Origin of the sequence: Streptomyces sp. BBFR25 (assembly GCF_044590125.1) — a bacterium.
Classification (GTDB): domain Bacteria; phylum Actinomycetota; class Actinomycetes; order Streptomycetales; family Streptomycetaceae; genus Streptomyces; species Streptomyces canus_D.
The window spans coordinates 2,086,052-2,112,298 of the sequence record NZ_CP172447.1; the positions used below are offsets into that span (position 1 = coordinate 2,086,052).

The 26,247-nt window shown below is 68.9% G+C and carries 21 protein-coding genes and 2 rRNA genes; 9 read left to right on the plus strand and 14 right to left on the minus strand.

The annotated features are described in order from the left end of the window. Positions 1 to 83 precede the first annotated feature (83 nt). From ACGH52_RS09450 to ACGH52_RS09460, 3 genes are all read right to left on the minus strand, one after another. Positions 84 to 3,205 (minus strand): 23S ribosomal RNA (locus ACGH52_RS09450). A gap of 279 nt (positions 3,206 to 3,484) precedes the next feature. Beyond that, positions 3,485 to 5,011, minus strand: a 16S ribosomal RNA gene (locus ACGH52_RS09455). Together the 16S and 23S rRNA genes form the textbook arrangement of a ribosomal RNA operon. Before the next feature lie 513 nt (positions 5,012 to 5,524). Beyond that, complete coding sequence (locus ACGH52_RS09460) at positions 5,525 to 6,166, minus strand: DNA-3-methyladenine glycosylase (protein ID WP_399938578.1); 642 nt, start codon at positions 6,164 to 6,166, stop codon at positions 5,525 to 5,527. A gap of 147 nt (positions 6,167 to 6,313) precedes the next feature. Here ACGH52_RS09460 and ACGH52_RS09465 point away from each other — a divergent pair, with 147 nt between their 5' ends. The 3 genes from ACGH52_RS09465 to ACGH52_RS09475 all read left to right on the plus strand — a co-directional run bounded on the left by ACGH52_RS09465 (position 6,314) and on the right by ACGH52_RS09475 (position 8,392). Then, on the plus strand, positions 6,314 to 7,096 hold the full coding sequence (locus ACGH52_RS09465; protein ID WP_076973705.1) for a sporulation protein: 783 nt from the start codon (positions 6,314 to 6,316) through the stop codon (positions 7,094 to 7,096). Between the two features lie 51 nt (positions 7,097 to 7,147). After that, positions 7,148 to 7,687: a YbhB/YbcL family Raf kinase inhibitor-like protein gene (locus ACGH52_RS09470; protein WP_121700786.1), complete on the plus strand. Its 540-nt coding sequence runs from the start codon at positions 7,148 to 7,150 to the stop codon at positions 7,685 to 7,687. Positions 7,688 to 7,885: 198 nt separating this feature from the next. After that, positions 7,886 to 8,392: an HNH endonuclease gene (locus ACGH52_RS09475; RefSeq protein ID WP_003977027.1), complete on the plus strand. Its 507-nt coding sequence runs from the start codon at positions 7,886 to 7,888 to the stop codon at positions 8,390 to 8,392. 116 nt (positions 8,393 to 8,508) lie between these two features. Here ACGH52_RS09475 and ACGH52_RS09480 read toward each other — a convergent pair whose 3' ends face one another. From ACGH52_RS09480 to ACGH52_RS09490, 3 genes are all read right to left on the minus strand, one after another. Then, positions 8,509 to 9,468, minus strand: a complete 960-nt coding sequence (locus ACGH52_RS09480; RefSeq protein WP_059301910.1) for an SPFH domain-containing protein — start codon at positions 9,466 to 9,468, stop codon at positions 8,509 to 8,511. Between the two features lie 192 nt (positions 9,469 to 9,660). After that, on the minus strand, positions 9,661 to 10,092 hold the full coding sequence (locus tag ACGH52_RS09485; RefSeq protein WP_076973707.1) for an NfeD family protein: 432 nt from the start codon (positions 10,090 to 10,092) through the stop codon (positions 9,661 to 9,663). Between the two features lie 54 nt (positions 10,093 to 10,146). Further along, positions 10,147 to 10,944 carry an ABC transporter ATP-binding protein gene (locus ACGH52_RS09490; protein ID WP_059301908.1) on the minus strand — a complete coding sequence of 266 codons (798 nt, stop codon included), beginning with the start codon at positions 10,942 to 10,944 and terminating at the stop codon, positions 10,147 to 10,149. A gap of 153 nt (positions 10,945 to 11,097) precedes the next feature. Between ACGH52_RS09490 and ACGH52_RS09495 the strand changes: the two genes are divergently transcribed. Continuing rightward, positions 11,098 to 11,880, plus strand: a complete 783-nt coding sequence (locus tag ACGH52_RS09495) for a hypothetical protein (protein ID WP_210976824.1) — start codon at positions 11,098 to 11,100, stop codon at positions 11,878 to 11,880. A gap of 172 nt (positions 11,881 to 12,052) precedes the next feature. On the opposite strand, the gene chpE is transcribed toward ACGH52_RS09495, so the two are convergent. The 3 genes from chpE to ACGH52_RS09510 all read right to left on the minus strand — a co-directional run bounded on the left by chpE (position 12,053) and on the right by ACGH52_RS09510 (position 14,236). Further along, a complete protein-coding gene (gene chpE, locus ACGH52_RS09500) occupies positions 12,053 to 12,301 on the minus strand; it encodes a chaplin ChpE (protein ID WP_076973710.1) in 249 nt (82 codons plus the stop codon). Positions 12,302 to 12,456: 155 nt separating this feature from the next. Beyond that, positions 12,457 to 13,098: a response regulator transcription factor gene (locus tag ACGH52_RS09505; protein WP_076973711.1), complete on the minus strand. Its 642-nt coding sequence runs from the start codon at positions 13,096 to 13,098 to the stop codon at positions 12,457 to 12,459. Next, positions 13,091 to 14,236: a GAF domain-containing sensor histidine kinase gene (locus ACGH52_RS09510; protein WP_076973712.1), complete on the minus strand. Its 1,146-nt coding sequence runs from the start codon at positions 14,234 to 14,236 to the stop codon at positions 13,091 to 13,093. The genes ACGH52_RS09505 and ACGH52_RS09510 overlap by 8 nt, the downstream gene beginning before the upstream one ends. A gap of 217 nt (positions 14,237 to 14,453) precedes the next feature. Between ACGH52_RS09510 and ACGH52_RS09515 the strand changes: the two genes are divergently transcribed. From ACGH52_RS09515 to ACGH52_RS09525, 3 genes are all read left to right on the plus strand, one after another. Next, positions 14,454 to 15,149 carry an SDR family NAD(P)-dependent oxidoreductase gene (locus ACGH52_RS09515; RefSeq protein WP_399938583.1) on the plus strand — a complete coding sequence of 232 codons (696 nt, stop codon included), beginning with the start codon at positions 14,454 to 14,456 and terminating at the stop codon, positions 15,147 to 15,149. Then, positions 15,149 to 16,249 (plus strand): S-adenosylmethionine:tRNA ribosyltransferase-isomerase, encoded by a 1,101-nt coding sequence (locus ACGH52_RS09520; RefSeq protein ID WP_399938585.1) that lies wholly within the window; start codon positions 15,149 to 15,151, stop codon positions 16,247 to 16,249. Before ACGH52_RS09515 ends, ACGH52_RS09520 begins: the two co-directional genes overlap by 1 nt. Positions 16,250 to 16,602: 353 nt before the next feature. Then, a complete protein-coding gene (locus ACGH52_RS09525) occupies positions 16,603 to 17,319 on the plus strand; it encodes a transglycosylase SLT domain-containing protein (protein ID WP_059301902.1) in 717 nt (238 codons plus the stop codon). A 122-nt stretch (positions 17,320 to 17,441) separates the two neighbouring features. On the opposite strand, the gene ACGH52_RS09530 is transcribed toward ACGH52_RS09525, so the two are convergent. Next, positions 17,442 to 20,045 carry an FHA domain-containing protein gene (locus ACGH52_RS09530; protein WP_399938587.1) on the minus strand — a complete coding sequence of 868 codons (2,604 nt, stop codon included), beginning with the start codon at positions 20,043 to 20,045 and terminating at the stop codon, positions 17,442 to 17,444. Positions 20,046 to 20,286: 241 nt separating this feature from the next. Between ACGH52_RS09530 and ACGH52_RS09535 the strand changes: the two genes are divergently transcribed. Then, positions 20,287 to 22,197, plus strand: a complete 1,911-nt coding sequence (locus ACGH52_RS09535; protein WP_399938589.1) for a streptophobe family protein — start codon at positions 20,287 to 20,289, stop codon at positions 22,195 to 22,197. 177 nt (positions 22,198 to 22,374) lie between these two features. After that, positions 22,375 to 23,619, plus strand: a complete 1,245-nt coding sequence (gene serB, locus ACGH52_RS09540) for a phosphoserine phosphatase SerB (RefSeq protein ID WP_121703218.1) — start codon at positions 22,375 to 22,377, stop codon at positions 23,617 to 23,619. Positions 23,620 to 23,712: 93 nt separating this feature from the next. Here the strand turns inward: serB and ACGH52_RS09545 are convergent, their stop codons facing one another. From ACGH52_RS09545 to ACGH52_RS09560, 4 genes are all read right to left on the minus strand, one after another. After that, positions 23,713 to 24,231: a histidine phosphatase family protein gene (locus tag ACGH52_RS09545; protein ID WP_059301898.1), complete on the minus strand. Its 519-nt coding sequence runs from the start codon at positions 24,229 to 24,231 to the stop codon at positions 23,713 to 23,715. A gap of 92 nt (positions 24,232 to 24,323) precedes the next feature. Then, positions 24,324 to 24,530, minus strand: coding sequence for a hypothetical protein (locus tag ACGH52_RS09550; protein WP_059301897.1), 207 nt, complete (start codon positions 24,528 to 24,530; stop codon positions 24,324 to 24,326). Positions 24,531 to 24,713: 183 nt separating this feature from the next. Continuing rightward, complete coding sequence (locus tag ACGH52_RS09555; protein WP_037922852.1) at positions 24,714 to 24,830, minus strand: SGM_5486 family transporter-associated protein; 117 nt, start codon at positions 24,828 to 24,830, stop codon at positions 24,714 to 24,716. Between the two features lie 99 nt (positions 24,831 to 24,929). Further along, positions 24,930 to 26,246, minus strand: a complete 1,317-nt coding sequence (locus ACGH52_RS09560; RefSeq protein WP_253191361.1) for a CynX/NimT family MFS transporter — start codon at positions 26,244 to 26,246, stop codon at positions 24,930 to 24,932. Position 26,247 lies beyond the last annotated feature (1 nt).

Consider the following 26,247-nt stretch of genomic DNA (forward strand, 5'->3'; position numbering starts at 1 on the left):
AAGCACACTCTTTAATTGTGGCGTTCTGCTCAAATCCGGCAACGGTCGTTGCCTCAGAACTAACACAGTGGACGCGAGCAACTGAGGACAAGCCCTCGGCCTATTAGTACCGGTCACCTCCACACCTCACGGTGCTTCCAGATCCGGCCTATCAACCCAGTCGTCTACTGGGAGCCTTAACCCCTCAAGGGGGTGGGAGTCCTCATCTCGAAGCAGGCTTCCCGCTTAGATGCTTTCAGCGGTTATCCCTCCCGAACGTAGCCAACCAGCCATGCCCTTGGCAGGACAACTGGCACACCAGAGGTTCGTCCGTCCCGGTCCTCTCGTACTAGGGACAGCCCTTCTCAAGACTCCTACGCGCACAGCGGATAGGGACCGAACTGTCTCACGACGTTCTAAACCCAGCTCGCGTACCGCTTTAATGGGCGAACAGCCCAACCCTTGGGACCGACTCCAGCCCCAGGATGCGACGAGCCGACATCGAGGTGCCAAACCATCCCGTCGATATGGACTCTTGGGGAAGATCAGCCTGTTATCCCCGGGGTACCTTTTATCCGTTGAGCGACGGCGCTTCCACAAGCCACCGCCGGATCACTAGTCCCGACTTTCGTCCCTGCTCGACCCGTCGGTCTCACAGTCAAGCTCCCTTGTGCACTTACACTCAACACCTGATTGCCAACCAGGCTGAGGGAACCTTTGGGCGCCTCCGTTACTCTTTAGGAGGCAACCGCCCCAGTTAAACTACCCATCAGACACTGTCCCTGATCCGGATCACGGACCCAGGTTAGACATCCAGCACGACCAGACTGGTATTTCAACGACGACTCCACCCACACTGGCGTGCGAGCTTCAAAGTCTCCCAGCTATCCTACACAAGCCGAACCGAACACCAATATCAAACTGTAGTAAAGGTCCCGGGGTCTTTCCGTCCTGCTGCGCGAAACGAGCATCTTTACTCGTAGTGCAATTTCACCGGGCCTATGGTTGAGACAGTCGAGAAGTCGTTACGCCATTCGTGCAGGTCGGAACTTACCCGACAAGGAATTTCGCTACCTTAGGATGGTTATAGTTACCACCGCCGTTTACTGGCGCTTAAGTTCTCAGCTTCGCCCCACCGAAATGGAGCTAACCGGTCCCCTTAACGTTCCAGCACCGGGCAGGCGTCAGTCCGTATACATCGCCTTACGGCTTCGCACGGACCTGTGTTTTTAGTAAACAGTCGCTTCTCGCTGGTCTCTGCGGCCACCCCCAGCTCGGAGTGCAAGACTCGTCACCGGACGTGGCCCCCCTTCTCCCGAAGTTACGGGGGCATTTTGCCGAGTTCCTTAACCATAGTTCACCCGAACGCCTCGGTATTCTCTACCTGACCACCTGAGTCGGTTTAGGGTACGGGCCGCCATGAAACTCGCTAGAGGCTTTTCTCGACAGCATAGGATCATCCACTTCACCACAATCGGCTCGGCATCAGGTCTCAGCCGTATGCAAGGCGGATTTACCTACCTTGCGGCCTACACCCTTACCCCGGGACAACCACCGCCCGGGATGGACTACCTTCCTGCGTCACCCCATCACTCACCTACTACAGGTCTGGATCATCGGCTCCACCACTCCCCCTCACTCCGAAGAGATCAGGGGCGGCTTCACGGACTTAGCATCGCCTGGTTCAATGTTTGACGCTTCACAGCGGGTACCGGAATATCAACCGGTTATCCATCGACTACGCCTGTCGGCCTCGCCTTAGGTCCCGACTTACCCTGGGCAGATCAGCTTGACCCAGGAACCCTTAGTCAATCGGCGCAAACGTTTCTCACGTTTGTATCGCTACTCATGCCTGCATTCTCACTCGTGAACCGTCCACAACTCGCTTCCGCGGCTGCTTCACCCGGCACACGACGCTCCCCTACCCATCACAGCCGGCGTTGGCCGTATTGCTGCAATGACACGACTTCGGCGGTACGCTTGAGCCCCGCTACATTGTCGGCGCGGAATCACTAGACCAGTGAGCTATTACGCACTCTTTCAAGGGTGGCTGCTTCTAAGCCAACCTCCTGGTTGTCTGTGCGACTCCACATCCTTTCCCACTTAGCGTACGCTTAGGGGCCTTAGTCGATGCTCTGGGCTGTTTCCCTCTCGACCATGGAGCTTATCCCCCACAGTCTCACTGCCGCGCTCTCACTTACCGGCATTCGGAGTTTGGCTAAGGTCAGTAACCCGGTAGGGCCCATCGCCTATCCAGTGCTCTACCTCCGGCAAGAAACACACGACGCTGCACCTAAATGCATTTCGGGGAGAACCAGCTATCACGGAGTTTGATTGGCCTTTCACCCCTAACCACAGGTCATCCCCCAGGTTTTCAACCCTGGTGGGTTCGGTCCTCCACGACCTCTTACAGCCGCTTCAACCTGCCCATGGCTAGATCACTCCGCTTCGGGTCTTGAGCGTGCTACTAAAACGCCCTATTCGGACTCGCTTTCGCTACGGCTTCCCCACCCGGGTTAACCTCGCAACACACCGCAAACTCGCAGGCTCATTCTTCAAAAGGCACGCAGTCACGACGCAAGGACAAGTCCTTGCGCGACGCTCCCACGGCTTGTAGGCACACGGTTTCAGGTACTATTTCACTCCGCTCCCGCGGTACTTTTCACCATTCCCTCACGGTACTATCCGCTATCGGTCACCAGGGAATATTTAGGCTTAGCGGGTGGTCCCGCCAGATTCACACGGGATTTCTCGGGCCCCGTGCTACTTGGGTGTCTCTCCAACGAGCCGCTGATGTTTCGACTACGGGGGTCTTACCCTCTACGCCGGACCTTTCGCATGTCCTTCGCCTACATCAACGGTTTCTGACTCGTCTCACGGCCGGCAGACCGTGAAAGAGAGATCCCACAACCCCGCACACGCAACCCCTGCCGGGTCTCACACGTATACGGTTTGGCCTCATCCGGTTTCGCTCGCCACTACTCCCGGAATCACGGTTGTTTTCTCTTCCTGCGGGTACTGAGATGTTTCACTTCCCCGCGTTCCCTCCACACTGCCTATGTGTTCAGCAGCGGGTGACAGCCCATGACGACTGCCGGGTTTCCCCATTCGGACACCCCCGGATCAAAGCCTGGTTGACGACTCCCCGGGGCCTATCGTGGCCTCCCACGTCCTTCATCGGTTCCTGGTGCCAAGGCATCCACCGTGCGCCCTTAAAAACTTGGCCACAGATGCTCGCGTCCACTGTGCAGTTCTCAAACAACGACCAACCACCCATCACCCCGGGAAAAACTCCCGAGTGCACTGGGGCCGGCAACTGAAGGAAACTCATTCCCTCAGATACCCAACAGCGTGCCCGACCAGGTTCCGTCCGGAGATCGTGCTTTCCACGCTCCGAAGAGCAGTACTTGCAGCCTCCGACCCGTGAACCAGGCCGAGTAGTCAACGTTCCACCCATGAGCAACCGTGCAGGACATTTGCCTGCAGTCGGCCATGTGCTCCTTAGAAAGGAGGTGATCCAGCCGCACCTTCCGGTACGGCTACCTTGTTACGACTTCGTCCCAATCGCCAGTCCCACCTTCGACAGCTCCCTCCCACAAGGGGTTGGGCCACCGGCTTCGGGTGTTACCGACTTTCGTGACGTGACGGGCGGTGTGTACAAGGCCCGGGAACGTATTCACCGCAGCAATGCTGATCTGCGATTACTAGCGACTCCGACTTCATGGGGTCGAGTTGCAGACCCCAATCCGAACTGAGACCGGCTTTTTGAGATTCGCTCCACCTTGCGGTATCGCAGCTCATTGTACCGGCCATTGTAGCACGTGTGCAGCCCAAGACATAAGGGGCATGATGACTTGACGTCGTCCCCACCTTCCTCCGAGTTGACCCCGGCGGTCTCCCGTGAGTCCCCAACACCCCGAAGGGCTTGCTGGCAACACGGGACAAGGGTTGCGCTCGTTGCGGGACTTAACCCAACATCTCACGACACGAGCTGACGACAGCCATGCACCACCTGTACACCGACCACAAGGGGGCGCCCATCTCTGGACGTTTCCGGTGTATGTCAAGCCTTGGTAAGGTTCTTCGCGTTGCGTCGAATTAAGCCACATGCTCCGCCGCTTGTGCGGGCCCCCGTCAATTCCTTTGAGTTTTAGCCTTGCGGCCGTACTCCCCAGGCGGGGCACTTAATGCGTTAGCTGCGGCACGGACAACGTGGAATGTTGCCCACACCTAGTGCCCACCGTTTACGGCGTGGACTACCAGGGTATCTAATCCTGTTCGCTCCCCACGCTTTCGCTCCTCAGCGTCAGTATCGGCCCAGAGATCCGCCTTCGCCACCGGTGTTCCTCCTGATATCTGCGCATTTCACCGCTACACCAGGAATTCCGATCTCCCCTACCGAACTCTAGCCTGCCCGTATCGACTGCAGACCCGGGGTTAAGCCCCGGGCTTTCACAACCGACGTGACAAGCCGCCTACGAGCTCTTTACGCCCAATAATTCCGGACAACGCTTGCGCCCTACGTATTACCGCGGCTGCTGGCACGTAGTTAGCCGGCGCTTCTTCTGCAGGTACCGTCACTTTCGCTTCTTCCCTGCTGAAAGAGGTTTACAACCCGAAGGCCGTCATCCCTCACGCGGCGTCGCTGCATCAGGCTTTCGCCCATTGTGCAATATTCCCCACTGCTGCCTCCCGTAGGAGTCTGGGCCGTGTCTCAGTCCCAGTGTGGCCGGTCGCCCTCTCAGGCCGGCTACCCGTCGTCGCCTTGGTGAGCCACTACCTCACCAACAAGCTGATAGGCCGCGGGCTCATCCTGCACCGCCGGAGCTTTCGAACCGCCTGGATGCCCAGGCGGATCAGTATCCGGTATTAGACCCCGTTTCCAGGGCTTGTCCCAGAGTGCAGGGCAGATTGCCCACGTGTTACTCACCCGTTCGCCACTAATCCCCACCGAAGTGGTTCATCGTTCGACTTGCATGTGTTAAGCACGCCGCCAGCGTTCGTCCTGAGCCAGGATCAAACTCTCCGTGAATGCTTTACATCACGGGAGCGGAACAGTCGGAGGAATAATCCGACCGTTCACAGCGTCCTCGCTGTTGTGTTACTTCAAAGGAACCTCAACCCGAACGGAGATCCGATCAGGTCGGGGTATCAACATATCTGGCGTTGACTTTTGGCACGCTGTTGAGTTCTCAAGGAACGGACGCTTCCTTTGTACTCACCCTCTCGGGCTTTCCTCCGGGCGCTTCCCTTCGGTCTTGCGTTTCCGACTCTATCAGATCCTTTTCGATCCGATTCCCGGTCGGCGGGTTTGTCGACTGCTTTCGGGCTTTCGCTCGTCGGCCTTTCGACATTCACTACGTTAGCCGATCTCTCCGTGGACTCATAATCGAGTCCCGCGAGATTGAATTCAGGCATGCGGGCACGCCGAATTCGCTCCCGCTGAGGGAAGTCGTAGGTAGTGGGTTGGCCGCTTCCGGCTGCAGGCGATTGCCGTACCCGGGTCAAGCGGCTCGGGCCACGTTACGCGTCTGCCAAGGGAGAGTCAACTTCGGCGCTTCCTGGGGACATGGGCCCGGTACGGGCTGACCGTCGGGTCGTCGGCGACCCAGTAGCGCCAGGGGTGCACGCCGCCTTCACCGGCCACACCGGTCCTGGGCCCGTTGCGTACCTGGTCACCGGGGACGTGGGCACCGGTCAGGATGCGCAGAGGGGTGTCCTCGGTCGTGCACGCGTCCGTGCCGTTCAAGGCGCGGTCCACGTCCAGGGCGGTGGCGAGGCGGGCCGGGCCTTTGGCCAGTTCCTTGTCGTTGCGGGCGGATTGCCGACGGGTCCGGGCCAGCTCGGCGCCCTCGATGATCTCGCCGGCGCGGAGCAGGACCGCGCTCGCCCTGCCCTCAGGTCCGCACACCAGGTTCATGCAGAACCACATGCCGTAGGTGAAGTAGACGTACACGTGTCCGGGGGCACCGAACATCACGTCGTTGCGGGGGGTGCGACCGCGGTAGGCGTGCGAGCCGGGATCGTTCTGACCGTCGTAGGCCTCCACCTCCGTCAGGCGGAGGGCGATCGGGCCGTCGGGGGTGTTGCGCACCAGGATGCGGCCCAGGAGGTCGGGGGCCACCTCGAGGATGGGGCGGTCGAAGAATTCCCTGGGCAGGGGCGTACGGTCGGGGCTCGCGATCATGCCGTCCGAGCGTAACGCAGCCGGGACCGTGCGCGGGGGTGGTCAGGGAGCGTCCGCCTTGCCAGGGTGTGGCGCGCGGAACCGGCCACGGCCGGATCGCGTTTGTAGGGATCGAGGGTTCACACGCAAGCCTGGAGAGGGAGAGACATGGCGTTCAAGAAGCTGCTCGCGAGCCTGGGGGCCGGCGGGGCTTCGGTGGAGACCGTGCTGAGCGAGGTCAACGTCGTACCGGGGGGTGTCGTCCAGGGCGAGGTGCGGATCCAGGGAGGGTCCGTCGACCAGGAGATCGAGGGGCTGTCGGTCGGGCTCCAGGCCAAGGTCGAGGTGGAGAGCGGTGACCAGGAGTACAAGCAGGACATCGAGTTCACCAAGGTGCGGCTCGGTGGGGCCTTCCAGCTGAAGGCCGGCGTGGTGCACGCGGTGCCCTTCGGGCTCGAGATCCCGTGGGAGACGCCGATCACCATGATCGACGGGCAGTCGCTGCGCGGGATGAACATCGGTGTCACCACGGAGCTGGAGATCGCGCGCGCCGTGGACTCCGGTGACCTGGACGCCATCAACGTGCACCCGCTGCCGGCGCAGAAGGCGATCCTGGACGCGTTCATCGGCCTGGGCTTCCGCTTCAAGAGCGCGGACATGGAGCGCGGTCACATCCGGGGGACGCGGCAGCAGCTGCCCTTCTACCAGGAGATCGAGTTCCTCCCGCCGCAGCAGTACCGCGGGCTGAACCAGGTCGAGCTGAGCTTCGTGGCCGACGCGCAGGCGATGGACGTCGTGCTGGAGATGGACAAGAAGCCCGGTCTGTTCAGCGAGGGCAGCGACACGTTCCGCTCCTTCAAGGTCGGGCTGAACGACTACCAGGGCACCGACTGGACCGCGTACCTCAACCAGTGGCTGTCGGAGGTCGGCAGCAAGCGCAACTGGTTCTAGAAGGATCTAGGCTCGGTCATCTCTGCACCAGACCATTCAGGAGGTACCGAGGTGACCGAGCTGAAGCGGCGTCCGCTCCCCCATGACTTCCACCCGCCCGTGCCGTCGTTCACCGTCACGAGCGAGGACGTCCCGGAGGGCGGCACGCTCAAGGACGACCAGGTCCACGCGGCCGGCAACACCTCCCCGCACCTGCGGTGGGAGGGTTTCCCCGCCGAGACCAAGAGCTTCGCCGTGACGTGCTACGACCCGGACGCCCCCACGGGCAGCGGGTTCTGGCACTGGGTGGTGTTCGACATCCCGGCCTCGGTGACCGAGCTGCCGGCCGGGGCGGGCAGCGGCACGTTCGAAGGGCTGCCCCAGGGTGCCGTACAGGCGCGCAACGACTACGGCACCAAGGAGTTCGGCGGTGCCGCGCCGCCGGCCGGGGACGGGCCGCACCGGTACGTGTTCACGGTGTACGCCGTGGACCAGGAGAAGCTCGGACCGGACGCGGACGGCACCCCCGCCTTCGTCGGCTTCAACCTGCGGTTCCACACGCTCGCGCGGGCCCAGCTCATCGCCGAGTACGAGGTGCCCGCGGACAGCTGAGTGTTCCGAGCGTTCATGGAACGTTTGCCCGCCCCCGGTCTTGGAATGGATCAGGGGCGGGCATTTTTGTTGCCGGGGGTGGCGGGGGCGCGTCCCTCGTCGGAGCAGCAGATATTGCGTTGTCCATCCCGGCGTGCCCGGCCAGAGTTGTTCCAGCCCGCCAGGGGGTGGGCCGGTGCGCACGGGAGGTGGGCTGGTATGCGGGACACGCTGGTGCTGAACGCGAGCTTCGAGCCGTTGTCGACGGTGACGCTGAATCGAGCCGTCGTGCTGGTGCTCCAGGACAAGGCCGTCGTCGAGCAGGCCCACCCCTCGCTGCGGATGCGCGGAGCCGCGCTCGACATACCCGCGCCACGGGTGATCAGGCTGTGCCAATACGTACGGGTGCCGTTCCGAAGACGCGCCCCGTGGTCGAGGCGGGGGGTACTGGTCCGGGACCGGCACCGGTGCGCGTACTGCGGGCGACGGGCGACGACCGTCGACCACGTGGTGCCGCGGTCGCACGGCGGGCAGGACACGTGGCTGAACACGGTGGCCTCGTGTGCGGAGGACAATCACCGCAAGGCGAACCGGACGCCGGAGCAGGCGGGGATGCCGCTGTTGCGGAAGCCGTTCGAGCCGACGCCTGCCGATGCGATGTTGCTGGCGCTGGCCCGGGACGACTTCGCGGCGTTGCCGGAGTGGTTGGTGTTGGACGCCGCGTGAGTCTGCGCCGTAGCGGTTGAGGAGCGTCGCTGACTGCGGGTTCGTGGTGGCTGGTCGCGCAGTTCCCCGCGCCCCTGACGGGGCGCTACGGGGCACCCGGCACCCAATGAGTACCGTCAGTCGATCGACGGCTTCTCTCGGCGTTCCTGGGCGGGGACGCTCGCGCCGCCGTTGCCGCCTCCGCTGCCCGAACCGCCGCCCAGGCCGCCGAGGTTGCCCATGGCTCCCGAAAGGCCCTTGAGGGCGTCGCCGATTTCGCTGGGGACGATCCATAGCTTGTTGGCGTCGCCCTCGGCGATCTTGGGGAGCATCTGGAGGTACTGGTAGGAGAGCAGCTTCTGGTCCGGGTCGCCGGCGTGGATGGCCTCGAAGACCGTGCGGACGGCCTGGGCCTCGCCCTCGGCGCGCAGGGCTGCGGCCTTGGCCTCACCCTCGGCGCGCAGGATCTGGGACTGCTTCTCGCCCTCGGCGCGCAGGATCTCGGACTGCCGGACACCTTCGGCCTGGAGGATCGCGGCGCGCTTGTCGCGGTCGGCGCGCATCTGCTTCTCCATCGAGTCCTGGATGGAGGTGGGCGGTTCGATAGCCTTCAGCTCGACGCGGTTGACGCGGATGCCCCACTTGCCGGTGGCCTCGTCGAGGACGCCGCGCAGCGCCGCGTTGATCTCCTCGCGGGAGGTCAGGGTCCGCTCCAGGTCCATGCCGCCGATGATGTTGCGCAGGGTGGTGACGGTGAGCTGCTCGATCGCCTGGATGTAGCTGGCGACCTCGTAGGTCGCGGCGCGGGCGTCGGTCACCTGGTAGTAGATGACGGTGTCGATGTTGACGACCAGGTTGTCCTGGGTGATGACCGGCTGCGGCGGGAAGGGGACGACCTGTTCACGCAGGTCGATGCGGTTGCGGATGGTGTCGATGAACGGGACCACGATGTTGAGGCCCGCGTTGAGTGTCCGCGTGTAGCGGCCGAAGCGCTCGACGATGGCGGCGCTGGCCTGTGGAATGACCTGGATGGTCTTGATCAGGGCGATGAAGACCAACACCACCAGGATGATCAGGACGATGATGACCGGTTCCATCGTGGGTGTCCGTCCCCTTCTCCGCCTCGGCGCTCCGGCAGATCCTATTGACCAGATCTTGTTGAGCAGGTCCTGTTGACCTGTCTGAGCCTGACTACTGCTGATCTTACGGCTGTTGAGGATCTTGCCGGTCGAGTCTGACAGACCGTCGCACGACGCGGGGGACGTTCGGGCCAGTTGTGCACGGCCAGATCACATGATCACGGCCGTGGCCCCGTCGATCTCCACGACGTCCACTTCCTCGCCGGGCTCGAAGGCACGGCCGGTGTCCAGGGCCCGTGCCGACCAGATCTCCCCGGCCAGTTTGATGCGGCCGCCCGAGCCGTCCACCCGCTCCAGCACGACGGCCTGTCTGCCTCTCAGGGCGTCCACTCCCGTGGCCAGTTGGGGCTGTTGGGCGCGGTGCCGGGCGGCGATGGGCCGGACGACGGCGATGAGGGCGACGGAGACGATGACGAAGACGAGTACCTGGACGACGAGGTCGGCGCCCAGTCCGGAGGCGACGGCCGCGGCGACCGCGCCGACGGCGAACATCCCGAACTCCGGCATCGCGGTCACCACGAGCGGGATTCCGAGCGCTGCCGCGGCGACGAGCCACCAAACCCATGCGTCGATGTCGTTCACGCTGTCATGGTAGGTCCGTTGGGACCACCGGGGACAGGGCGCACGGGGGGCGGGTCAGGACAGCGGGAGCCCCTTCGCCGTCCACCGGTCCCCGGCCTGCTCGACGATGAGCGGGAGTCCGAAGCACAGGGACAGGTTGCGGGAGGTGAGTTCGAGCTCCAGCGGTCCGGCGGCCAGGACCTTGCCCTGACGGATCATCAGGACGTGGGTGAAGCCCGGGGCGATCTCCTCGACGTGGTGGGTCACCATGATCATGGAGGGCGCGATGGGGTCGCGGGCGAGCCGGCCGAGGCGGCGGACGAGGTCCTCGCGGCCGCCGAGGTCGAGACCGGCGGCCGGCTCGTCGAGGAGGAGCAGCTCGGGGTCGGTCATCAGGGCGCGGGCGATCAGCGTGCGCTTGCGCTCGCCCTCGGAGAGGGTGCCGAACCTGCGCTCCAGGTACTCGGTCATGCCGAGGCGGTCGAGGAAGGCGCGGGCGCGCTGCTCGTCGATGTCCTCGTACTCCTCCTGCCAGCCGGCGGTCATGCCGTACGCGGCGGTGAGCACGGTCTGCAGGACGGTCTGGCGCTTGGGCAGCTTGTCGGCCATGGCGATGCCGGCGACGCCGATGCGCGGGCGCAGCTCGAAGACGTCGGTGCCGGGCTTGCCGAGGGTCTCGCCGAGGATGGTGGCGGTGCCGGTGCTCGGGTAGAGGTAGCTGGACGCGACATTGAGGAGGGTGGTCTTGCCGGCGCCGTTGGGGCCGAGGATGACCCAGCGCTCGCCCTCCTTGACCGACCAGGAGACCTGGTCCACCAGAGCCCGGCCCTCGCGGACCACGGATACGTCCTGAAGCTCCAGAACATCGCTCATGAGCGCGTTGTCTCCCCTTGCATTGTGGCCGGTCTCGGCTGTCGCGTACACCTGTGACTCGGGCCGCGGCGCCGGTGGGCGCAGGCCCCTCCAGGAAATCTACGCCACCGGTCGGCCGCACCGTTCCATCGGTCCGGTCCTTAGGGTGGGGGGATGCTCTCGGAACCACGCGCAGGGCGCCTTGCCGCCTGGGGAAATGCCCTAATTGCCCATATGGTCTCGCCGGACGACGCCGCGGCCGCGGTCGTGGGCGAGGACGCGGTGCACCGGGTGGAGGGGCTGCCGGGCGAGGACGCCCCGGTCGGTCTCACACTGGCGCTGGGGCGGCTGCGGGCGCTCGGGGCGTCCGGGCTGCGGGTCGCGCTGCCCGCGCCGGGGCATCCGCTGGGGCTGAGCGGGCCGCCGGAGTTCAACGCGCGGGCGCTGGAGGCCGAGGAGGCGGTGATCTGCGAGGGGGCCGCGCTGGGGCTGGTGCCGGAGGTGTACGAGGCGGGGCCCGAGGGTGACGTGCACGTCGAGGTCGTCTGGCACTGCCTGCCGGTGCGGGAGGCGCCGCCGGCGGACGTGCCCTCGCTCGGGGAGGCGGAGCGGGAGCTGGCGGAGGCGTTGCGGGACGCGACGGAGGTGCTGACGCGGCTGGACGTCGCCGGTTCGGGGCCGGTGGCGGAGGCGGCGGTCGCGGCGTACCGGGCGCGAGCGGAGCGGGGACGGGAGGTGCTGGCGCCGGGGTATCCGCCGCGGGCGGTGCGGGTGCTGGAGATGGCGCAGCGGGTGGGGATGCTGGTGTCGCTGGCGTCCGAGAACGGGCACGGGGGTGCGGTGAGCGCGTCCGAGATGGCCGCGCGGGGGGATGCGCTCAGGCCGGTGGAGCGGGTGGCTCGGCGGGCGCAGGTCGCGGCGTACAACTCCGTTGTGGTGGAGCGGGGGATGCGGTGACCGACTTCTCCGGCCGGTGCTCCGTGTTGGTGTGACCGTCCCGGGGGCTGCGCCCCCAGACCCCGCTTTCGGCCCTGAACGGGCCTCGTCCTCAAACGCCGGACGGGCTGGATATTGCCGATGCGGCCTCCCAGTGGTCCCGGGAGGCCGCAGGCATCGTGTGTGACCGGGGTCAGTGGTTGACGCCCAGGTTGCCGAAGGCCGGGTTCAGGACGCCGATGACGTTGACGCTGTTGCCGACGGCGTTGACCGGGATGTGGATCGGCGCCTGGACCAGGTTGCCGGAGGCGACGCCCGGGGAGCCGATGGCCTTGCCGTGGGCGTGGGAGCCGCCGTCGGTGGCGGAGGCCATGCCCGCACCGGCGGCGATCAGGCCGCCGGCCACCATCGTCACGGCCGCTGCCTTCTTCAGGTTCTTCACTTACAAGCCCTCCTTGCGATCACCGCGGCAGTCGCCGTGGTGCGCACTGAAGAACGGCCGGACCCCTCGAAGGATGCGCCATATGGGGGACATTCCCACGACGGTATGAATCTCCGACCGGAGGGGAACCCTCCGCCGCGTCGCCGCGTACGGGATCAGCCGGCCACACCGTGGCGTACGGCCCACAGGGCGGCCTGGGTGCGGTCCGCGAGGTCGAGTTTCATCAGGATGTTCGAGACGTGGGTCTTCACCGTCTTCTCCGAGAGGACCAGCGCACGCGCGATCTCCCGGTTCGAGCGGCCGTCCGCTATCAGGCCCAGCACCTCGTGTTCCCGCTCCGTGAGGGACCCGGCCCGGCCGGTCCCGGGGGTGCTCTCCTCCTGGCTCAGGAGGGCGCCCGCGACCTCGGGCTGGAGCAGGATGTGGCCGGCGTGGACGGAGCGGATGGCACCGGCCAGCGCGTCGGGGTCGACGTCCTTGTACACGTACCCGGCCGCGCCCGCGCGCAGGGCCGGGACCACGGTGCGCTGCTCGGTGAAGCTGGTGACGATCAGCACGCGCGCGTGGTTGTCCAGTTCCCGGAGTCTGCGCAGCGCTTCGACGCCGTCCATGCCCGGCATCTTGACGTCCATGAGGATCACGTCGGGCTTCAGCTCCTGGGCGCGGTCGACGCCCTCGGCGCCGTCCGCGGCCTCGCCGACCACCTCGATGTCGTCCTGTATCTCCAGGAAGGTGCGCAGCCCCCGGCGGACCACCTGGTGGTCGTCGACGATGAGCACCTTGATCGCGTCAGCCACCGGGAACCTCCATCTCGATCGTGGTGCCCTCGCCGGGCGCGGACCGCACGGTCAGCCTGCCGCCGGTGCCGCCGGCCCGGTCCCGCATCGAGACCAGGCCGAGGTGGCGTCCGGCGCGGCGTACCGTGCGCGGGTCGAAACCGCTGCCGTCGTCGGTGATCCGCAGGACGGTTCCGGTGCCGCGTCGGCGCAGGGTCACCTGGACGTGCTCCGCCCCGGAGTGGCGCAGGGCGTTGTGCAGGGCCTCCTGGGCCACGCGCAGCATCGCCTCCTCCTGGGCGGCGGGCAGGGCCTTGACGCCGTGGCCGGTGAAGGTCACGCGCGCGCTGTGGGCGCGGTCGAGGACCTGGATCTGGGTGCGCAGGGTGGCGACGAGGCCGTCCTCCTCCAGCGCGGCGGGGCGCAGCTCGACGACGGCGGCGCGCAGCTCGTCGGCGGCCTCGGCGGCGAGTGTGGCGACCTGGTGCAGCTCGCCCTTGGCCCGCGCGGGGTCGCGGTCGACCAGGGCGGCGGCGGCCTGGGCGGTCAGGCGCAGCGAGAACAGCTTCTGGCTCACCGCGTCGTGCAGCTCGTGGGCGAGGCGGGAGCGCTCCTCGGCGATGGTCAGCTCGCGGCTGCGTTCGTACAGGCGCGCGTTGGTGAGGGCGATCGCGGCGTGCTGGGCGAGGATGCCGAGCAGTTCCTCGTCGTCCTGCGTGAAGCCGCAGGTGCCCGTCGGTTTGGGGCAGTTCTTGTTGGCGAGGAACAGGGCCCCGAGCACCTCGTCGCCGTCGCGGATCGGCAGGCCCAGGAAGTCGACCAGGTCGGGATGGGCGGAGGGCCAGCCGCCGAAGCGGGGGTCCTTGCGGACGTCACCCAGACGCTGGGGGGTGGCCTCCTGGAGCATGGCGGCGAGGATGCCGTGCTGACGCGGCAGGGGGCCGATGGCCTTCCACTGCTCGTCGCTGACGCCGTCGACCACGAACTGGGCGAAGCCGCCGTGGTCGTCGGGGACGCCGAGGGCGGCGTACTGCGCGTCGAGCAGCTCGCGGGCCGAGGCGACGATCGTCTTGAGGACGTCGCGCACCTCGAGGTGCCTGCTCATGGCCAGCAGCGCGGAACTCACCGCGGTGAGGCCGGACCGGGGGCCGTGACTCATGTCCTCACGGTACCCGCGGGGGGTGCGGGCGGGATCGGCCCCGTGACGGGCCTCGCCTAGGGCGGTGGGCCTAGGTCGGGGGTCCCGCCCGGCGGGCCTAGGGCGAAGGGCCCTGGCCGGTTGGGGCCCGTGCCCGAGGCGGCGGGTGGGCTCCGGTTCCTACGTTGAGGATCACGCCGGCCGGACGGACGGCGGGGACGACGAGGGGACGTGTGTCATGCCGGTGGCGATCATCACGGGGGCGTCGAAGGGACTGGGCCGGGCGCTCGCCGAGGCGCTGGCGGCCCGGGGGTGGGACCTGGTGCTGGACGCCCGGAGTTCCGAGGTGCTGAAGGAGACGGCGACGGCGTTGGAGGCGTACGGCACGCGCGTGACGGCGCTGCCCGGCGACGTCACCGACTCCTGGCACCGGACCGGGCTGGTGACGGAGGCGCGGCGGCTGGGCGGCGTGGATCTGCTGGTCAGCAACGCGAGCGCGCTGGGTGCCGAGCCGCTGGTGCGGCTGGCGGAGCTGCCCATGGAGGGTCTGCGGCGGGCTCTGGAGGTGAACGTGGTGGCCGCGCTCGGCCTGGTCCGTGAGGCGCTGCCGCTGCTGCGGGCGGCTCCCGCGGGCACGGTGGTGACCATCAGCTCGGACGCGGCCGCCGAGGCGTACGAGACGTGGGGCGGCTACGGCGCGTCCAAGGCGGCCCTGGACCAGCTGGCGGCGGTGCTGGGCGCCGAGGAGCCGGGGCTGCGGGTCTGGGCGGTCGATCCGGGGGACATGGCCACGGATCTGTACGCGGCGGCCGTGCCGGACGACGACGACCCGCGGCCGGACCCGGCGAGTGTCGTGCCCGCGCTGCTGCGGCTGCTGGACGAGCGTCCGGCGAGCGGGCGCTACGGGGCTCCGGCGCTGCTGGAGGCGCGGTGATGTCGTCGCTGGCGGTGAGGGTCCCACAGGAGCTGTCGGCCCGGGTGCCGGTCGAGCAGCGGGAGCCGGGTCTCGACCGGGACGGCGTACGGCTGCTGGTGTCGCGCGGCACCGAGGTGTCGCACCACGCGTTCGCGGAGCTGCCGGGGCTGCTGCGGGCCGGTGATCTGCTGGTGGTGAACACCTCCCCCACGCTGGCCGCCGCCATGGACGGGCGGGTCGGGCACGCGCGCGTGGTGGTGCACTTCTCCACGCGTGGGGACGACGGCCGGTGGGCGGTGGAGCTGCGGGAGCCGGACGGCAGGGGCACCACGCGCGCGCGTGCGGAAGTAAGGGGTGTCCCGCGCGCGCGTGCCCTGGGAGTGGAGGGGCGCGGGTGCGGTGGTCTGGCGGGGACGAGGGTGCGGCTGCCCGGGGGCGGGCGGCTGGTGCTGGAGGAGCCGCTGAGTGGGCGCGGGGAGCGGCTGTGGTGGGCGCGGGTGTCGGGAGCGGAGGTGCCCGCGCTGCTGCGGGAGTACGGGCGGCCCATCCGGTACTCCTACACGGAGCGGGACCAGCCGCTGTCCGCCTACCAGACGGTGTTCGCGCTGCCGTCCGCGGACGGGACGGGCAGCGCGGAGATGCCGAGCGCGGCGCGGCCCTTCACGGCGCGGCTGGTGGCGGAGCTGGTGAGCCGCGGGGTGCAGTTCGCGCCGGTGTCGCTGCACACGGGTGTGGCCTCGGCCGAGTCGCACGAGCCGCCGTATCCGGAGCGGTTCGCGGTGCCCCGGGCGTCGGCGCGGCTGATCAACGCGGCGCGCGCCGGTGCCGGGCGCGTTGTGGCGGTGGGGACGACGGCCGTACGGGCGGTGGAGTCGGCGGCCGGGGCCGACGGGGTCGTACGGGAGCGTGCCGGGTGGACCGATCTGGTGGTGACTCCCGAGCGCGGGGTGCGGGTGGTGGAGGGCCTGCTGACGGGGCTGCACGAGCCGGAGGCCTCGCATCTGCTGATGCTGGAGGCGGTGGCGGGGCGGGCGGCGATCGACCGCGGGTACGAGGCGGCGGTGCGCGGGCGCTACCTGTGGCACGAGTTCGGGGACGTCCATCTCCTCCTGCCGTAGGAGGGTGTCGCGCACTCACTCACACATTGCATTGCTTCAGCAACTAGCAGTGAAAAGGGTGGGGGGTCGATGTGAGCCCGGGCATAGGGCGCACGTCACGTACGAAGGGGAGTAGGAGAACGACTCGTCCGTTTTGAGCGGGGCAGATGGTCCAATCTGTCCCGCTTTGTCGTTCCCTGATCCACTATCTCGGATCGTACGTCACACCTTTGCCTCCGGATTTTGCGGCCGCTAAGAATTGCTCTCGTCGCTCAGCGCCGTGGGTTCTCCCCCGCGGCGTTTGTGCCGGAAGCACCAACTGTCCCCACCGGACGAGAGCGACCTCCGCGCTATTCGAAGAGGTCTATCCCGCCATGCTCAAGAACATCCTTCCCCGTGGTCGCAGTCGTTCCCTGAACCGCACCCAGAAGGCCGCGATCGCCGGTGTCGGCGCGCTCGGCGCCGCCGCCGTCGCCCTCACCGCCGTCCCGGCCAGCGGCCAGACGACGACCACGAGCGAGGCCGCTCCCACGGCCAAGGTGGCGTACAGCACCAAGCAGATCCAGGACGTGCACGCCGGGGTCACCGGCCAGCTCGCCGGCGCCAGCCAGAAGGTCGCCGCCATCGAGGCCAAGCAGGAGGCGGCCGCCAAGAAGGCGACCGCCGAGAAGAAGGCCACCGCCAAGAAGGCCGCCGCCAAGCGCGAGGCGAAGGAGACCACCAGCCGGTCCGCCCAGCGCACCGAGGTCAAGAAGGCCGCGAAGTCCTACCCGAACAACCTCGACGGCTGGATCCGCGAGGCCCGCGCCATCATGAAGAAGCACGGCATCCCCGGAACCTACGAGGGCATCCACCGCAACATCATGCGGGAGTCCTCCGGCAACCCGAAGGCCATCAACGACTGGGACATCAACGCCATCAACGGCATCCCGTCGAAGGGCCTGCTCCAGGTCATCCCGCCGACCTTCGCGGCCTACCACGTCCCCGGCACCTCGAAGAACATCTACGACCCGGTCGCCAACATCGTCGCCGCGTGCAACTACGCCGCGGACAAGTACGGCACCATGGACAACGTCGACAGCGCGTACTGAGGTCGGCGCGGACCTCTTCACGACGTCGCCGACGCCGCACCGTACGCCGAAGGGCGGCACCCTCCTGACGGGGTGCCGCCCTTCGGGGCGTACGGGGGCCTTCGGGCCCGCCGGACCTCGGCCTACTTGCGCATGACCTCGGGCTCGTGCCGGCGCAGGAAGCGGGCGACGAAGAAGCCGCAGATCACGCCGAGGACGATCAGCGCGGCCATGTCCATGCCCCAGGCGCCCACGGTGTGCTCCCACAGCGGGTCCGCCTCGGCCCCCTTCTCGGGCGGGCTGATCTTGTTGAAGTCCAGCGTGGCACCGGCCGCGGCGACCGCCCAGCGCGAGGGCATCAGGTACGAGAACTGGTTGACGCCGACCGCGCCGTTCAGGGCGAAGAGGCAGCCGGTGAAGACGACCTGGATGATCGCGAACATCACCAGCAGCGGCATGGTCTTCTCGGCGGTCTTCACCAGCGAGGAGATGACCAGGCCGAACATCATCGAGGTGAAGCCCAGCGCCATGATCGGCAGGGACAGCTCGACCAGCGTCAGCCCCCCGAGGACCAGCCCCTCCTCCGGGATCTCGCGGGTGGCGAAGCCGATCACACCGACCAGCAGGCCCTGGAACACCGTGATCAGGCCGAGCACGAAGACCTTGGACATCAGGTACGCGGACCGGGACAGGCCCGTCGCGCGTTCCCGCTCGTAGATCACCCGTTCCTTGATCAGCTCACGGACCGAGTTCGCGGCACCGGCGAAGCAGGCGCCGACCGCGAGGATCAGCAGGACCGTGGTGGCGGTGCCGTTGGGGATGATCCGGCCGGTCTGCGGGTTCGCCGGGTTGGGCAGCAGGCCCTTGTCCGCGTCGATGAGCAGGCTGACCGCGCCCAGCACCGCCGGCAGGATCACCATCAGGGCCAGGAAGCCCTTGTCGGAGGCGATGACCGACGTGTAGCGCCGCACCAGCGTGACGAACTGGGACATCCAGCCCTGCGGCTTCGGCGGCCTCATTGCCTGCATAGGCGGTACCTGTACGGACTGCGGCGCGACGGCGTCCAGGTCCGCGGCGTACACCTGGTAGTGCTGCGAGCCCTTCCAGCGGCCCGCCCAGTCGTACTCGCGGTAGTTCTCGAAGGCGGAGAAGACGTCGGCCCAGGTGTCGTAGCCGAAGAAGTTCAGCGCCTCCTCCGGCGGGCCGAAGTAGGCCACCGAACCGCCCGGCGCCATCACAAGGAGCTTGTCGCAGGTCGCCAGCTCGGCCACCGAGTGGGTGACGACGAGGACGGTGCGGCCGTCGTCGGCGAGGCCGCGCAGCAGCTGCATGACGTCACGGTCCATGCCCGGGTCGAGGCCGGAGGTCGGCTCGTCCAGGAAGATCAGCGACGGCTTGGTCAGCAGCTCCAGGGCGACGGAGACGCGCTTGCGCTGTCCGCCGGACAAGGAGGTGACCTTCTTGTCCTTGTGGATGTCCAGCTTCAGCTCGCGCAGCACCTCGTCGATGCGGGCGTCGCGCTCGGCGGCCGTGGTGTCGGCCGGGAAGCGGAGCTTCGCCGCGTACTTGAGCGCCTTCTTGACGGTCAGCTCCTTGTGCAGGATGTCGTCCTGCGGGACCAGACCGATGCGCTGGCGCAGCTCGGCGAACTGCTTGTAGAGGTTCCGGTTGTCGTAGAGGACCTCGCCCTGGTCGGCGGGCCGGTAGCCGGTGAGCGCCTTGAGCAGGGTCGACTTGCCGGAGCCTGACGGGCCGATGACGGCGATCAGCGACTTCTCGGGTACGCCGAAGGAGACGTCCTTGAGGATCTGCTTGCCGCCGTCGACCGTGACGGTCAGGTGCCGGGCGGAGAAGGAGACCTCACCGGTGTCGACGAACTCCTCGAGCCGGTCGCCGACGATCTGGAACGTCGAGTGGCCGACGCCCACGATGTCGGTCGGGCCGAGCAGCTGGGAGCCGCCCTTGGCGATCGGCTGGCCGTTGACGTACGTGCCGTTGTGCGAGCCCAGGTCGCGGATCTCCATGCGCCCGTCGGGCGTCGAGTGGAACTCCGCGTGGTTGCGGGAGACCTGGAGGTCGGAGACGACCAGGTCGTTCTCCAGGGCACGGCCGATGCGCATGACGCGGCCGAGCGAGAACTGGTGGAACGTGGTCGGGCTGCGGTCCCCGTGGACCGGTGGCGCCCCCGCCGCGCCGCCTGATCCGTGCTGCTGGGGGAAGTGCGGCGCGGCCTGCTGCGGCTGCGGCGCGGCCTGCTGCGGTGGCTGTTGCTGCTGCCAGCCGGCCTGCTGGGCCTGGTGCTGCTGCCCGTGCTGCGGCGGCACCTGCTGGGGCGGTGCCTGCTGCTGGAACGGCTCCTGCGCGGGCGGCGCCTGCTGGGCCCAGCCCGCGTTCGCGCCCTGTGCGGCGTACGGCTGCTGCTGCGGCTGGGCCTGCGGCGCGCCGGCCGGGGCCTGGGCACCGGTCAGGCTCACGCGCGGTCCGTCGGTCGCGTTGCCGAGGTTCAGCACGGTGCCGGCGCCCAGCTCCGTCTGCTGGACGCGCTGCCCGTGCACGAACGTGCCGTTGGTGCTGCCGTGGTCCTCGACCACCCAACTGCGGCCGTTGAAACTGATCGTGGCATGCCGCCAGGAGACCCTGGCGTCGTCGAAAACAAGCTCCCCCTGCGGATCGCGTCCTAGCGCGTATGACCGGGACGGATCGAGCGTCCAGGTCCGTCCATTGGATTCCAGTACGAGTTCCGGCACTCCATGCCCCACTGAGTTGTCCCCCGATGTGCTCCCGTCGCGGGGAGTCTAGGGATGTCGAACATCGGGGGGAACTATTTCAGGCTCGGGCCCCTGACCGAAAGTCGGGCCTTGTGAAAAGTGCGTAGGCGCCCATCGGCCGTTCCCGTTGACGGGGTTGAAACCTGCCCGGAGAGTGGTATTCCACGCGAGGGGGGACATGCGCGGCAACCTGACCGCGCAGCGGATCGGGGGGTCTGCCATGAGCGCGTCCACGAGCGTCGGAACCGGGGGGCACCGCGCCCGGGTGCCGTGGGCCGACGTACTGCTGTCCGCGATCGCATCCGTGAGCTGGGCGTTGATCGGCATGGCGGGCACGGCGGCGCTCGGCCTGCGTCTGCTGGACGCGGACGCGGCGGGTTCGCTCGGGCCGATGACCGCGGCGGTCGTGGCGCTCGGGGCGGGTGGTTCGGTCACCCCGGCCGGGGATGTGTCCTCGTTCGGTCTGCGAGGTGCCCAGGCGCACACGGCCATCGAGATCACGCCACTGGGGGTGAGCCTAGTCGGGGCGCTGTTCCTGTCGTTCTTCTTCCTGCGGTCCCTGCGGGCGGCCGGAGTTGTCGTCGTTCCCGCCGAACTCCTCGCGCGCGTGTGCACGGTGGTCGCGCTGTTCACGGCGATGACGGGCGGGCTGGCCTGGGCGGGGCACGACGTGATCACGATCGACGGCGCCTCGCTCGGGCTCGACGACCTGCCCGGCGGGGGTGACGGCGGTCGCGGTGGGCTGGAGGTTCCCGGGCTCGGCGACGTGGGCGACATCGGCGGGCTGCTGCCCGACCGGATCGGTGACCTCGTGGACGCCCGGGCCGCCGTCGGGTTCACCGTCGACACCGCGCCGACGTTGCTGGGCGGTCTCGTCTGGTCCGCGGCGGTGCTGCTGATCGCGTTGCTGGCCTCGCGCCGCACTCCGCTGCCGCGCGGGTACGAGGCCGTGCACCGGGTGGTGCGGCCGGCCGTGTCCGCCCTGGTCACGGTGGCGCTGACGGCGGTGGCGGCCGGGCTCGCGGCGGCGGCCTGGGCGGCGATCGGCGACGACCACCCCCGGCGGATCGCGGGGGCCGCGCTGCTGGGCGCGCCGAACGGGGTCTGGCTCGGCATCCCGATCGGCCTGTTCGTGCCGTGGGACGGGCGGGCCACCGGTGCGCTGGTCGGGGTCCTCCCGGCCCCTCTCGACGACCTGCTCGGCTCGGGCGTCGAGCGGCCGGTCACGCTGGGGCGGCTGGCGGAGCTGGACGGGCGGGTGTGGCTGCTGGGGGTTGCCGCGGCGCTGATGATGCTGCTGGCCGGGGTGCTCACGGCGGTACGGACGCCGGTGGGGCCCGACGACGCGCGTCTCCTCGGCCTCTCCGTGCGCTGCGCGCTGCGGCTGGGCGTCGCCACCGCGGTGACGCTGCCGCTGCTGGGCCGCCTCACCGAGGTGTCCGTGGACGCCTCCCTGTCGGTGCTCGGTACCGACGCCTTCGGCGCGGGCCTCGACCTGCGCGGGCATCTCGGCACGGCCCTGCTGCTGGGTGCCGCCTGGGGCGCGGGCGCGGGAGCCGCCGGGGCGCTGCTGGCGTGGGTGAGCGGGGCGGTGGGGACGCGGGCGACGGGCTTGGCACGCAGTGCCGGGGCGGTGACCGGGGGCAGGGGCGCGGGCGGTCCGGTGTGGGCGGGCTCGGGCTCGTACCGGCCTGGTACGCCGCATCGGCCGCCCGCCCCGGGCACCCATCCCTACTTGGGGCTGGGGGACGGCGCGGGGGCGGAGCCCGGCGGCACGCCAGGAGCGCGCGGCCCCACGGGCGAACCCGAGGACGCCCGGCCGGGCGGCACGGGGCAGGGGCGGGAACTAGGCCGGGCCGGCCCGGAGCATTACGGCGCGGGCGGCGCGGGCGGTACCCCCGGGCACGAAGGCGGCAACGCCGGCCGGGAAGGCCGCGGGGCGGACCACCGGTCCGACGACGACGTGTACGGCGCCCCCACGGTGGCCGGGCCGCTGTTGCCGCCCCCGGGAGCGCCGCGGCGGCCACCGTCCCGGCCATGGGGCGAGGGCCCTCCGCCGCCTCCACCCCCGCCGCCTCCCTCCCCGCCACCCGCGCCGCCGCGGCGACCGCCGGGACAGCCCGGAGCGTGAACGCGCGAATCCCGTGCCTCAGTGCCACGCGGGTGTGAAGGCGGCACCCCGCATCCCGGCCGCCGGCCGCCGCTCGCCCGCACGGGAATCCGGCCCGCGCGCCCCTCGCGCGCCCCCTGTCCGCCAGTCGGACCTGAGGCGCGGGCGGCACCGCGTGCCGGATACGGTGGGAGCACCATGAGCGCTTCGCAGACCTCTGACGTTCCCACTCTTCTCGTCAAGATCTTCGGCAAGGACCGGCCCGGCATCACGGCCGGCCTGTTCGACACTCTCGCCGCCTACTCCGTCGATGTCGTCGACATCGAGCAGGTCGTCACCCGTGGCCGGATCGTGCTGTGCGCGCTGGTGACCGAGCCGCCCCGTGGCCTGGAGGGCGATCTGCGGGCGACCGTTCACAGCTGGGCGGAGTCGCTGAAGCTGCAGGCGGAGATCATCTCCGGCATCGGCGACAACCGGCCGCGCGGACTCGGCCGCTCCCTGGTCACGGTGCTCGGGCACCCGCTCACCGCGGAGGCAACCGCCGCCATAGCGGCCCGCATCACCGAGTCCGGCAGCAACATCGACCGTATCTTCCGGCTGGCCAAGTACCCGGTGACCGCCGTCGAGTTCGCGGTGTCCGGCGTGGAGACCGAACCGCTGCGCACGGCCCTGGCCACCGAGGCCGCGGCGCTCGGCGTGGACATCGCGGTCGTCGCGGCGGGACTGCACCGGCGGGCGCAGCGCCTGGTGGTGATGGACGTGGACTCCACGCTGATCCAGGACGAGGTCATCGAGCTGTTCGCCGCGCACGCCGGCTGCGAGGACAAGGTCGCCGAGGTGACGGCGGCCGCGATGCGCGGGGAGCTGGACTTCGAGCAGTCGCTGCACGCGCGCGTGGCCCTGCTGGCGGGTCTCGACGCGTCGGTGGTGGACAAGGTGCGCGCCGAGGTGCGGCTGACGCCGGGTGCCCGCACCCTGATCCGCACGCTGAAGCGGCTCGGCTACCAGGTGGGCGTGGTCTCCGGCGGCTTCACCCAGGTCACCGACGCCTTGCAGGAGCAGCTGGGGCTGGACTTCGCCCAGGCCAACACGCTGGAGATCGTCGACGGCAGGCTGACCGGCCGGGTCACCGGGGAGATCGTGGACCGGGCGGGCAAGGCGCGGCTGCTGCGCCGGTTCGCCGCCGAGGCGGGCGTACCGCTGTCGCAGACCGTCGCGATCGGTGACGGCGCCAACGACCTGGACATGCTGAACGCGGCCGGGCTCGGGGTCGCCTTCAACGCCAAGCCGGTGGTGCGCGAGGCGGCGCACACCGCGGTGAACGTGCCCTTCCTGGACACGGTGCTCTACCTGCTGGGCATCACCCGCGAGGAGGTCGAGGCGGCGGACACGCTGGACGAGGGCCTCGGCGAGGACCTGGGTCTGCCCGCCGAGCGGCTCTGACCAGGCGGAGGAGCCGACGCGGGCGGGAGCGGACGCCCGACAGGACGGGGGCCCGGACCGCGCGAGTGCCGGGCCCTGTCACGTGGGGATGGGTCACTCGGACGGCGCCCAGTAGTCGACCAGTGCGGCCCGGCCGGGCTCCACGTCCTTCCAGGAGCCCGTGAAGGTCAGGACGGCGAAGGCGGCGGTCGGGAAGCCCCGGCGGTCGATCCGCCGGCGGACCTCGTCCTCGGTCGAGCCGGCCAGGATCTCGGTCAGTGCCTCCATGCCCGGGTTGTGGCCGATCACCAGCAGGTTCCGCAGGTCGTCGGGGGTCTCGTTGAGCACGGCGATCAGCTCGCCGGGCGAGGCCTCGTAGATCCGCTCCTCATAGACGGTTTTCGGCCGGTGCGGAAACTCCTGGACGGCGAGCTTCCAGGTCTCGCGGGTCCGGGCCGAGGTGGAGCACAGGGCCTGGTCGAAGGGCACGCCGGTGTCCGCCAGCCGACGCCCGGCCTCCGCGGCGTCCATGCGGCCCCGGTCGGCGAGCGGTCGCTCGTGGTCGGACACCTGTGGCCAGTCGGCTTTCGCATGCCGGAAGAGAACAATCCTGCGGAGTTCTGCGACGCTCATGTCATCCAGCTTCGCACGAAACAGGCCATGGGGCTCTGGGAGTTGACATGCGGGCTCACCACGGGACGCGGGTGGGAGCCCGCGGTCGGTACTCAGCGCGCGGCGAGCTGCTCCAGCCGCTCCAGGAGGTGGGCCACGGCGGGCTGCTCCGCGGCCGCGTGGGCGTCGGCGGGTTCGAGTATCAGCAGGAACAGCGCGACGAAGGCGAGCACGGGCAGGGCGAGGGCCCACCAGGGCAGGCGGATGTCGACGCCGCCCCGGGTCGCCTGGGGAGGCCGGGTGTAGGTAGGGGCCGACATGAGTGCCTCCGCTGGTCTTCGGGCGTCCCTGGTCCGTGCTCGGCGGCCCGCCTGTCGCGGGCACATCTCGAAGTTACGGAATCCACGGGGCCCAACCCATCCGGAGGTCCACCCACTTGACCCTGACCCTGTCCCCCTAGGGGAAGGGGGGTTAACCCCACCGTCCGGCCGCCGGGGACGGGGTCACGGCGAGGCGATCGTCGCGATGACGCCGATGATCACGAAGATCGCGAGGAAGGCGCCGAAGACGATCAGCATCTTCTTCTGGCCGTGCTGGGGGTTCGGGTCGAGGACTGGCATACGGCAAGTCTCGCATCCCCCGCGCGGGCCGCTCCCGGCGGGCCACCGACCGGGACCGGCGCGCTGCACGACCGGTCAGCGGGCCGCCTCCTCCTCCAGTCAGCGGGCCGCCTCCTCCTCCACCGTGCGGTTGCGCCCGGCCAGGACGCCCACCACGATCTGCGGCACCATCAGCGCGCTCATCAGGGCGATCGGCAGCCCCCAGCCGCCGCTGTGCTGGTAGAGCACGCCCACCAGGAGCGGACCCGGGATGGAGATCAGGTAGCCGGTGCTCTGCGCGAAGGCGGACAGCTGGGCGACGCCCGCTCCCGTCCTGGCCCGCATCCCGACCATGGTCAGCGCCAGCGGGAAGGCGCAGTTGGAGACGCCGAGCAGCAGGGCCCAGGCCCAGGCGCCGCCGACCGGAGCGAAGTACAGGCCGGCGTATCCGGCGAGCCCGCACACGCCCAGGACCACCACGATCGGGCCCTGGTGGGGCAGGCGGGTCGCCACGCGCGGGATGACGAAGGCGAGCGGCACGCCCATCACCATGATGACGGCGAGCAGCAGCCCGGCGGTGCCCGCGGACACGCCCGAGTCCCGGAAGATCTGCGCCATCCAGCCCATCGTGATGTAGGCGGCGGTGGCCTGGAGGCCGAAGAAGACGGCGAGCGCCCAGGCCGTGCGGCTGCGGGTGATCCGCAGCGGGGGCTGTTCCGCGGGCTTCTCGCCCTCCCGGCCCGGCAGCGGCGTGGCCGGCGCCGTGGAGGCCGGTGCCTTCCGGTTCCGTACGAACGGGATCCAGGGCAGGACGGCCAGCGCGGGCAGCACGGCCCAGACCGCGAGGCCGGGCTGCCAGTGGCCGCCCAGCGCGTTCGTCAGGGGCACGGTCGCCGCGGCCGCGACGGAGGTGCCGAGGGCGAGGGCCATCGAGTACAGGCCGGTCATGGAACCGACGCGGTCGGGGAAGTAGCGCTTGACGATGACCGGCATCAGCACGTTGCTGACCGCGATGCCCATCAGCGCCAGGGCGGTGGCGGCCAGGAAGCCGCCCGTGCCGCCGATGTACGGGCGTATCAGCAGGCCCGCGGTGATGGCGACCATGCCGGCGCAGACCACCGCGCCGGGCCCGAAGCGGCGGGCCAGCCGGGGAGCGGTGACCCCGAAGACGGCGAAGCAGAGCGGCGGCACGGAGGTGAGCAGTCCGGCGATGCTGCCGCTCATGCCGAGCCCGTCGCGGACCTCCTCCAGGAGCGCGCCCAGGCTCGTGATGGCGGGGCGCAGGTTCACCGCGGCCAGGACGATGCCAAGAATGAGCAGCCGGGTCGTCCACGTCGTCCACGCGCGCGTGGCGGGTGCCTCGCCGGGCACCTCGGCCACACCGCTTGCGACACGCGCCTGCGTGCGCGGCTCCGTCCGGGTTTCGTCACTAGCCATG

Bases quoted from the DNA above. Each gene is read 5' to 3' on its own strand.
- ACGH52_RS09510 (WP_076973712.1), bottom strand. From the start codon at position 14,236: ATGAGTCACGGCCCCCGGTCCGGCCTCACCGCGGTGAGTTCCGCGCTG.
- ACGH52_RS09465 (WP_076973705.1), top strand. From the start codon at position 6,314: ATGGCGTTCAAGAAGCTGCTCGCGAGCCTGGGGGCCGGCGGGGCTTCG.
- ACGH52_RS09525 (WP_059301902.1), top strand. From the start codon at position 16,603: ATGCTCAAGAACATCCTTCCCCGTGGTCGCAGTCGTTCCCTGAACCGC.
- ACGH52_RS09545 (WP_059301898.1), bottom strand. From the start codon at position 24,231: ATGAGCGTCGCAGAACTCCGCAGGATTGTTCTCTTCCGGCATGCGAAA.
- ACGH52_RS09495 (WP_210976824.1), top strand. From the start codon at position 11,098: ATGCTCTCGGAACCACGCGCAGGGCGCCTTGCCGCCTGGGGAAATGCC.
- ACGH52_RS09520 (WP_399938585.1), top strand. From the start codon at position 15,149: ATGTCGTCGCTGGCGGTGAGGGTCCCACAGGAGCTGTCGGCCCGGGTG.
- ACGH52_RS09555 (WP_037922852.1), bottom strand. From the start codon at position 24,830: ATGCCAGTCCTCGACCCGAACCCCCAGCACGGCCAGAAGAAGATGCTG.
- ACGH52_RS09490 (WP_059301908.1), bottom strand. From the start codon at position 10,944: ATGAGCGATGTTCTGGAGCTTCAGGACGTATCCGTGGTCCGCGAGGGC.
- ACGH52_RS09515 (WP_399938583.1), top strand. From the start codon at position 14,454: ATGCCGGTGGCGATCATCACGGGGGCGTCGAAGGGACTGGGCCGGGCG.
- ACGH52_RS09480 (WP_059301910.1), bottom strand. From the start codon at position 9,468: ATGGAACCGGTCATCATCGTCCTGATCATCCTGGTGGTGTTGGTCTTC.
- serB (WP_121703218.1), top strand. From the start codon at position 22,375: ATGAGCGCTTCGCAGACCTCTGACGTTCCCACTCTTCTCGTCAAGATC.
- ACGH52_RS09475 (WP_003977027.1), top strand. From the start codon at position 7,886: ATGCGGGACACGCTGGTGCTGAACGCGAGCTTCGAGCCGTTGTCGACG.
- ACGH52_RS09560 (WP_253191361.1), bottom strand. From the start codon at position 26,246: ATGGCTAGTGACGAAACCCGGACGGAGCCGCGCACGCAGGCGCGTGTC.
- ACGH52_RS09550 (WP_059301897.1), bottom strand. From the start codon at position 24,530: ATGTCGGCCCCTACCTACACCCGGCCTCCCCAGGCGACCCGGGGCGGC.
- ACGH52_RS09535 (WP_399938589.1), top strand. From the start codon at position 20,287: ATGAGCGCGTCCACGAGCGTCGGAACCGGGGGGCACCGCGCCCGGGTG.
- ACGH52_RS09460 (WP_399938578.1), bottom strand. From the start codon at position 6,166: ATGATCGCGAGCCCCGACCGTACGCCCCTGCCCAGGGAATTCTTCGAC.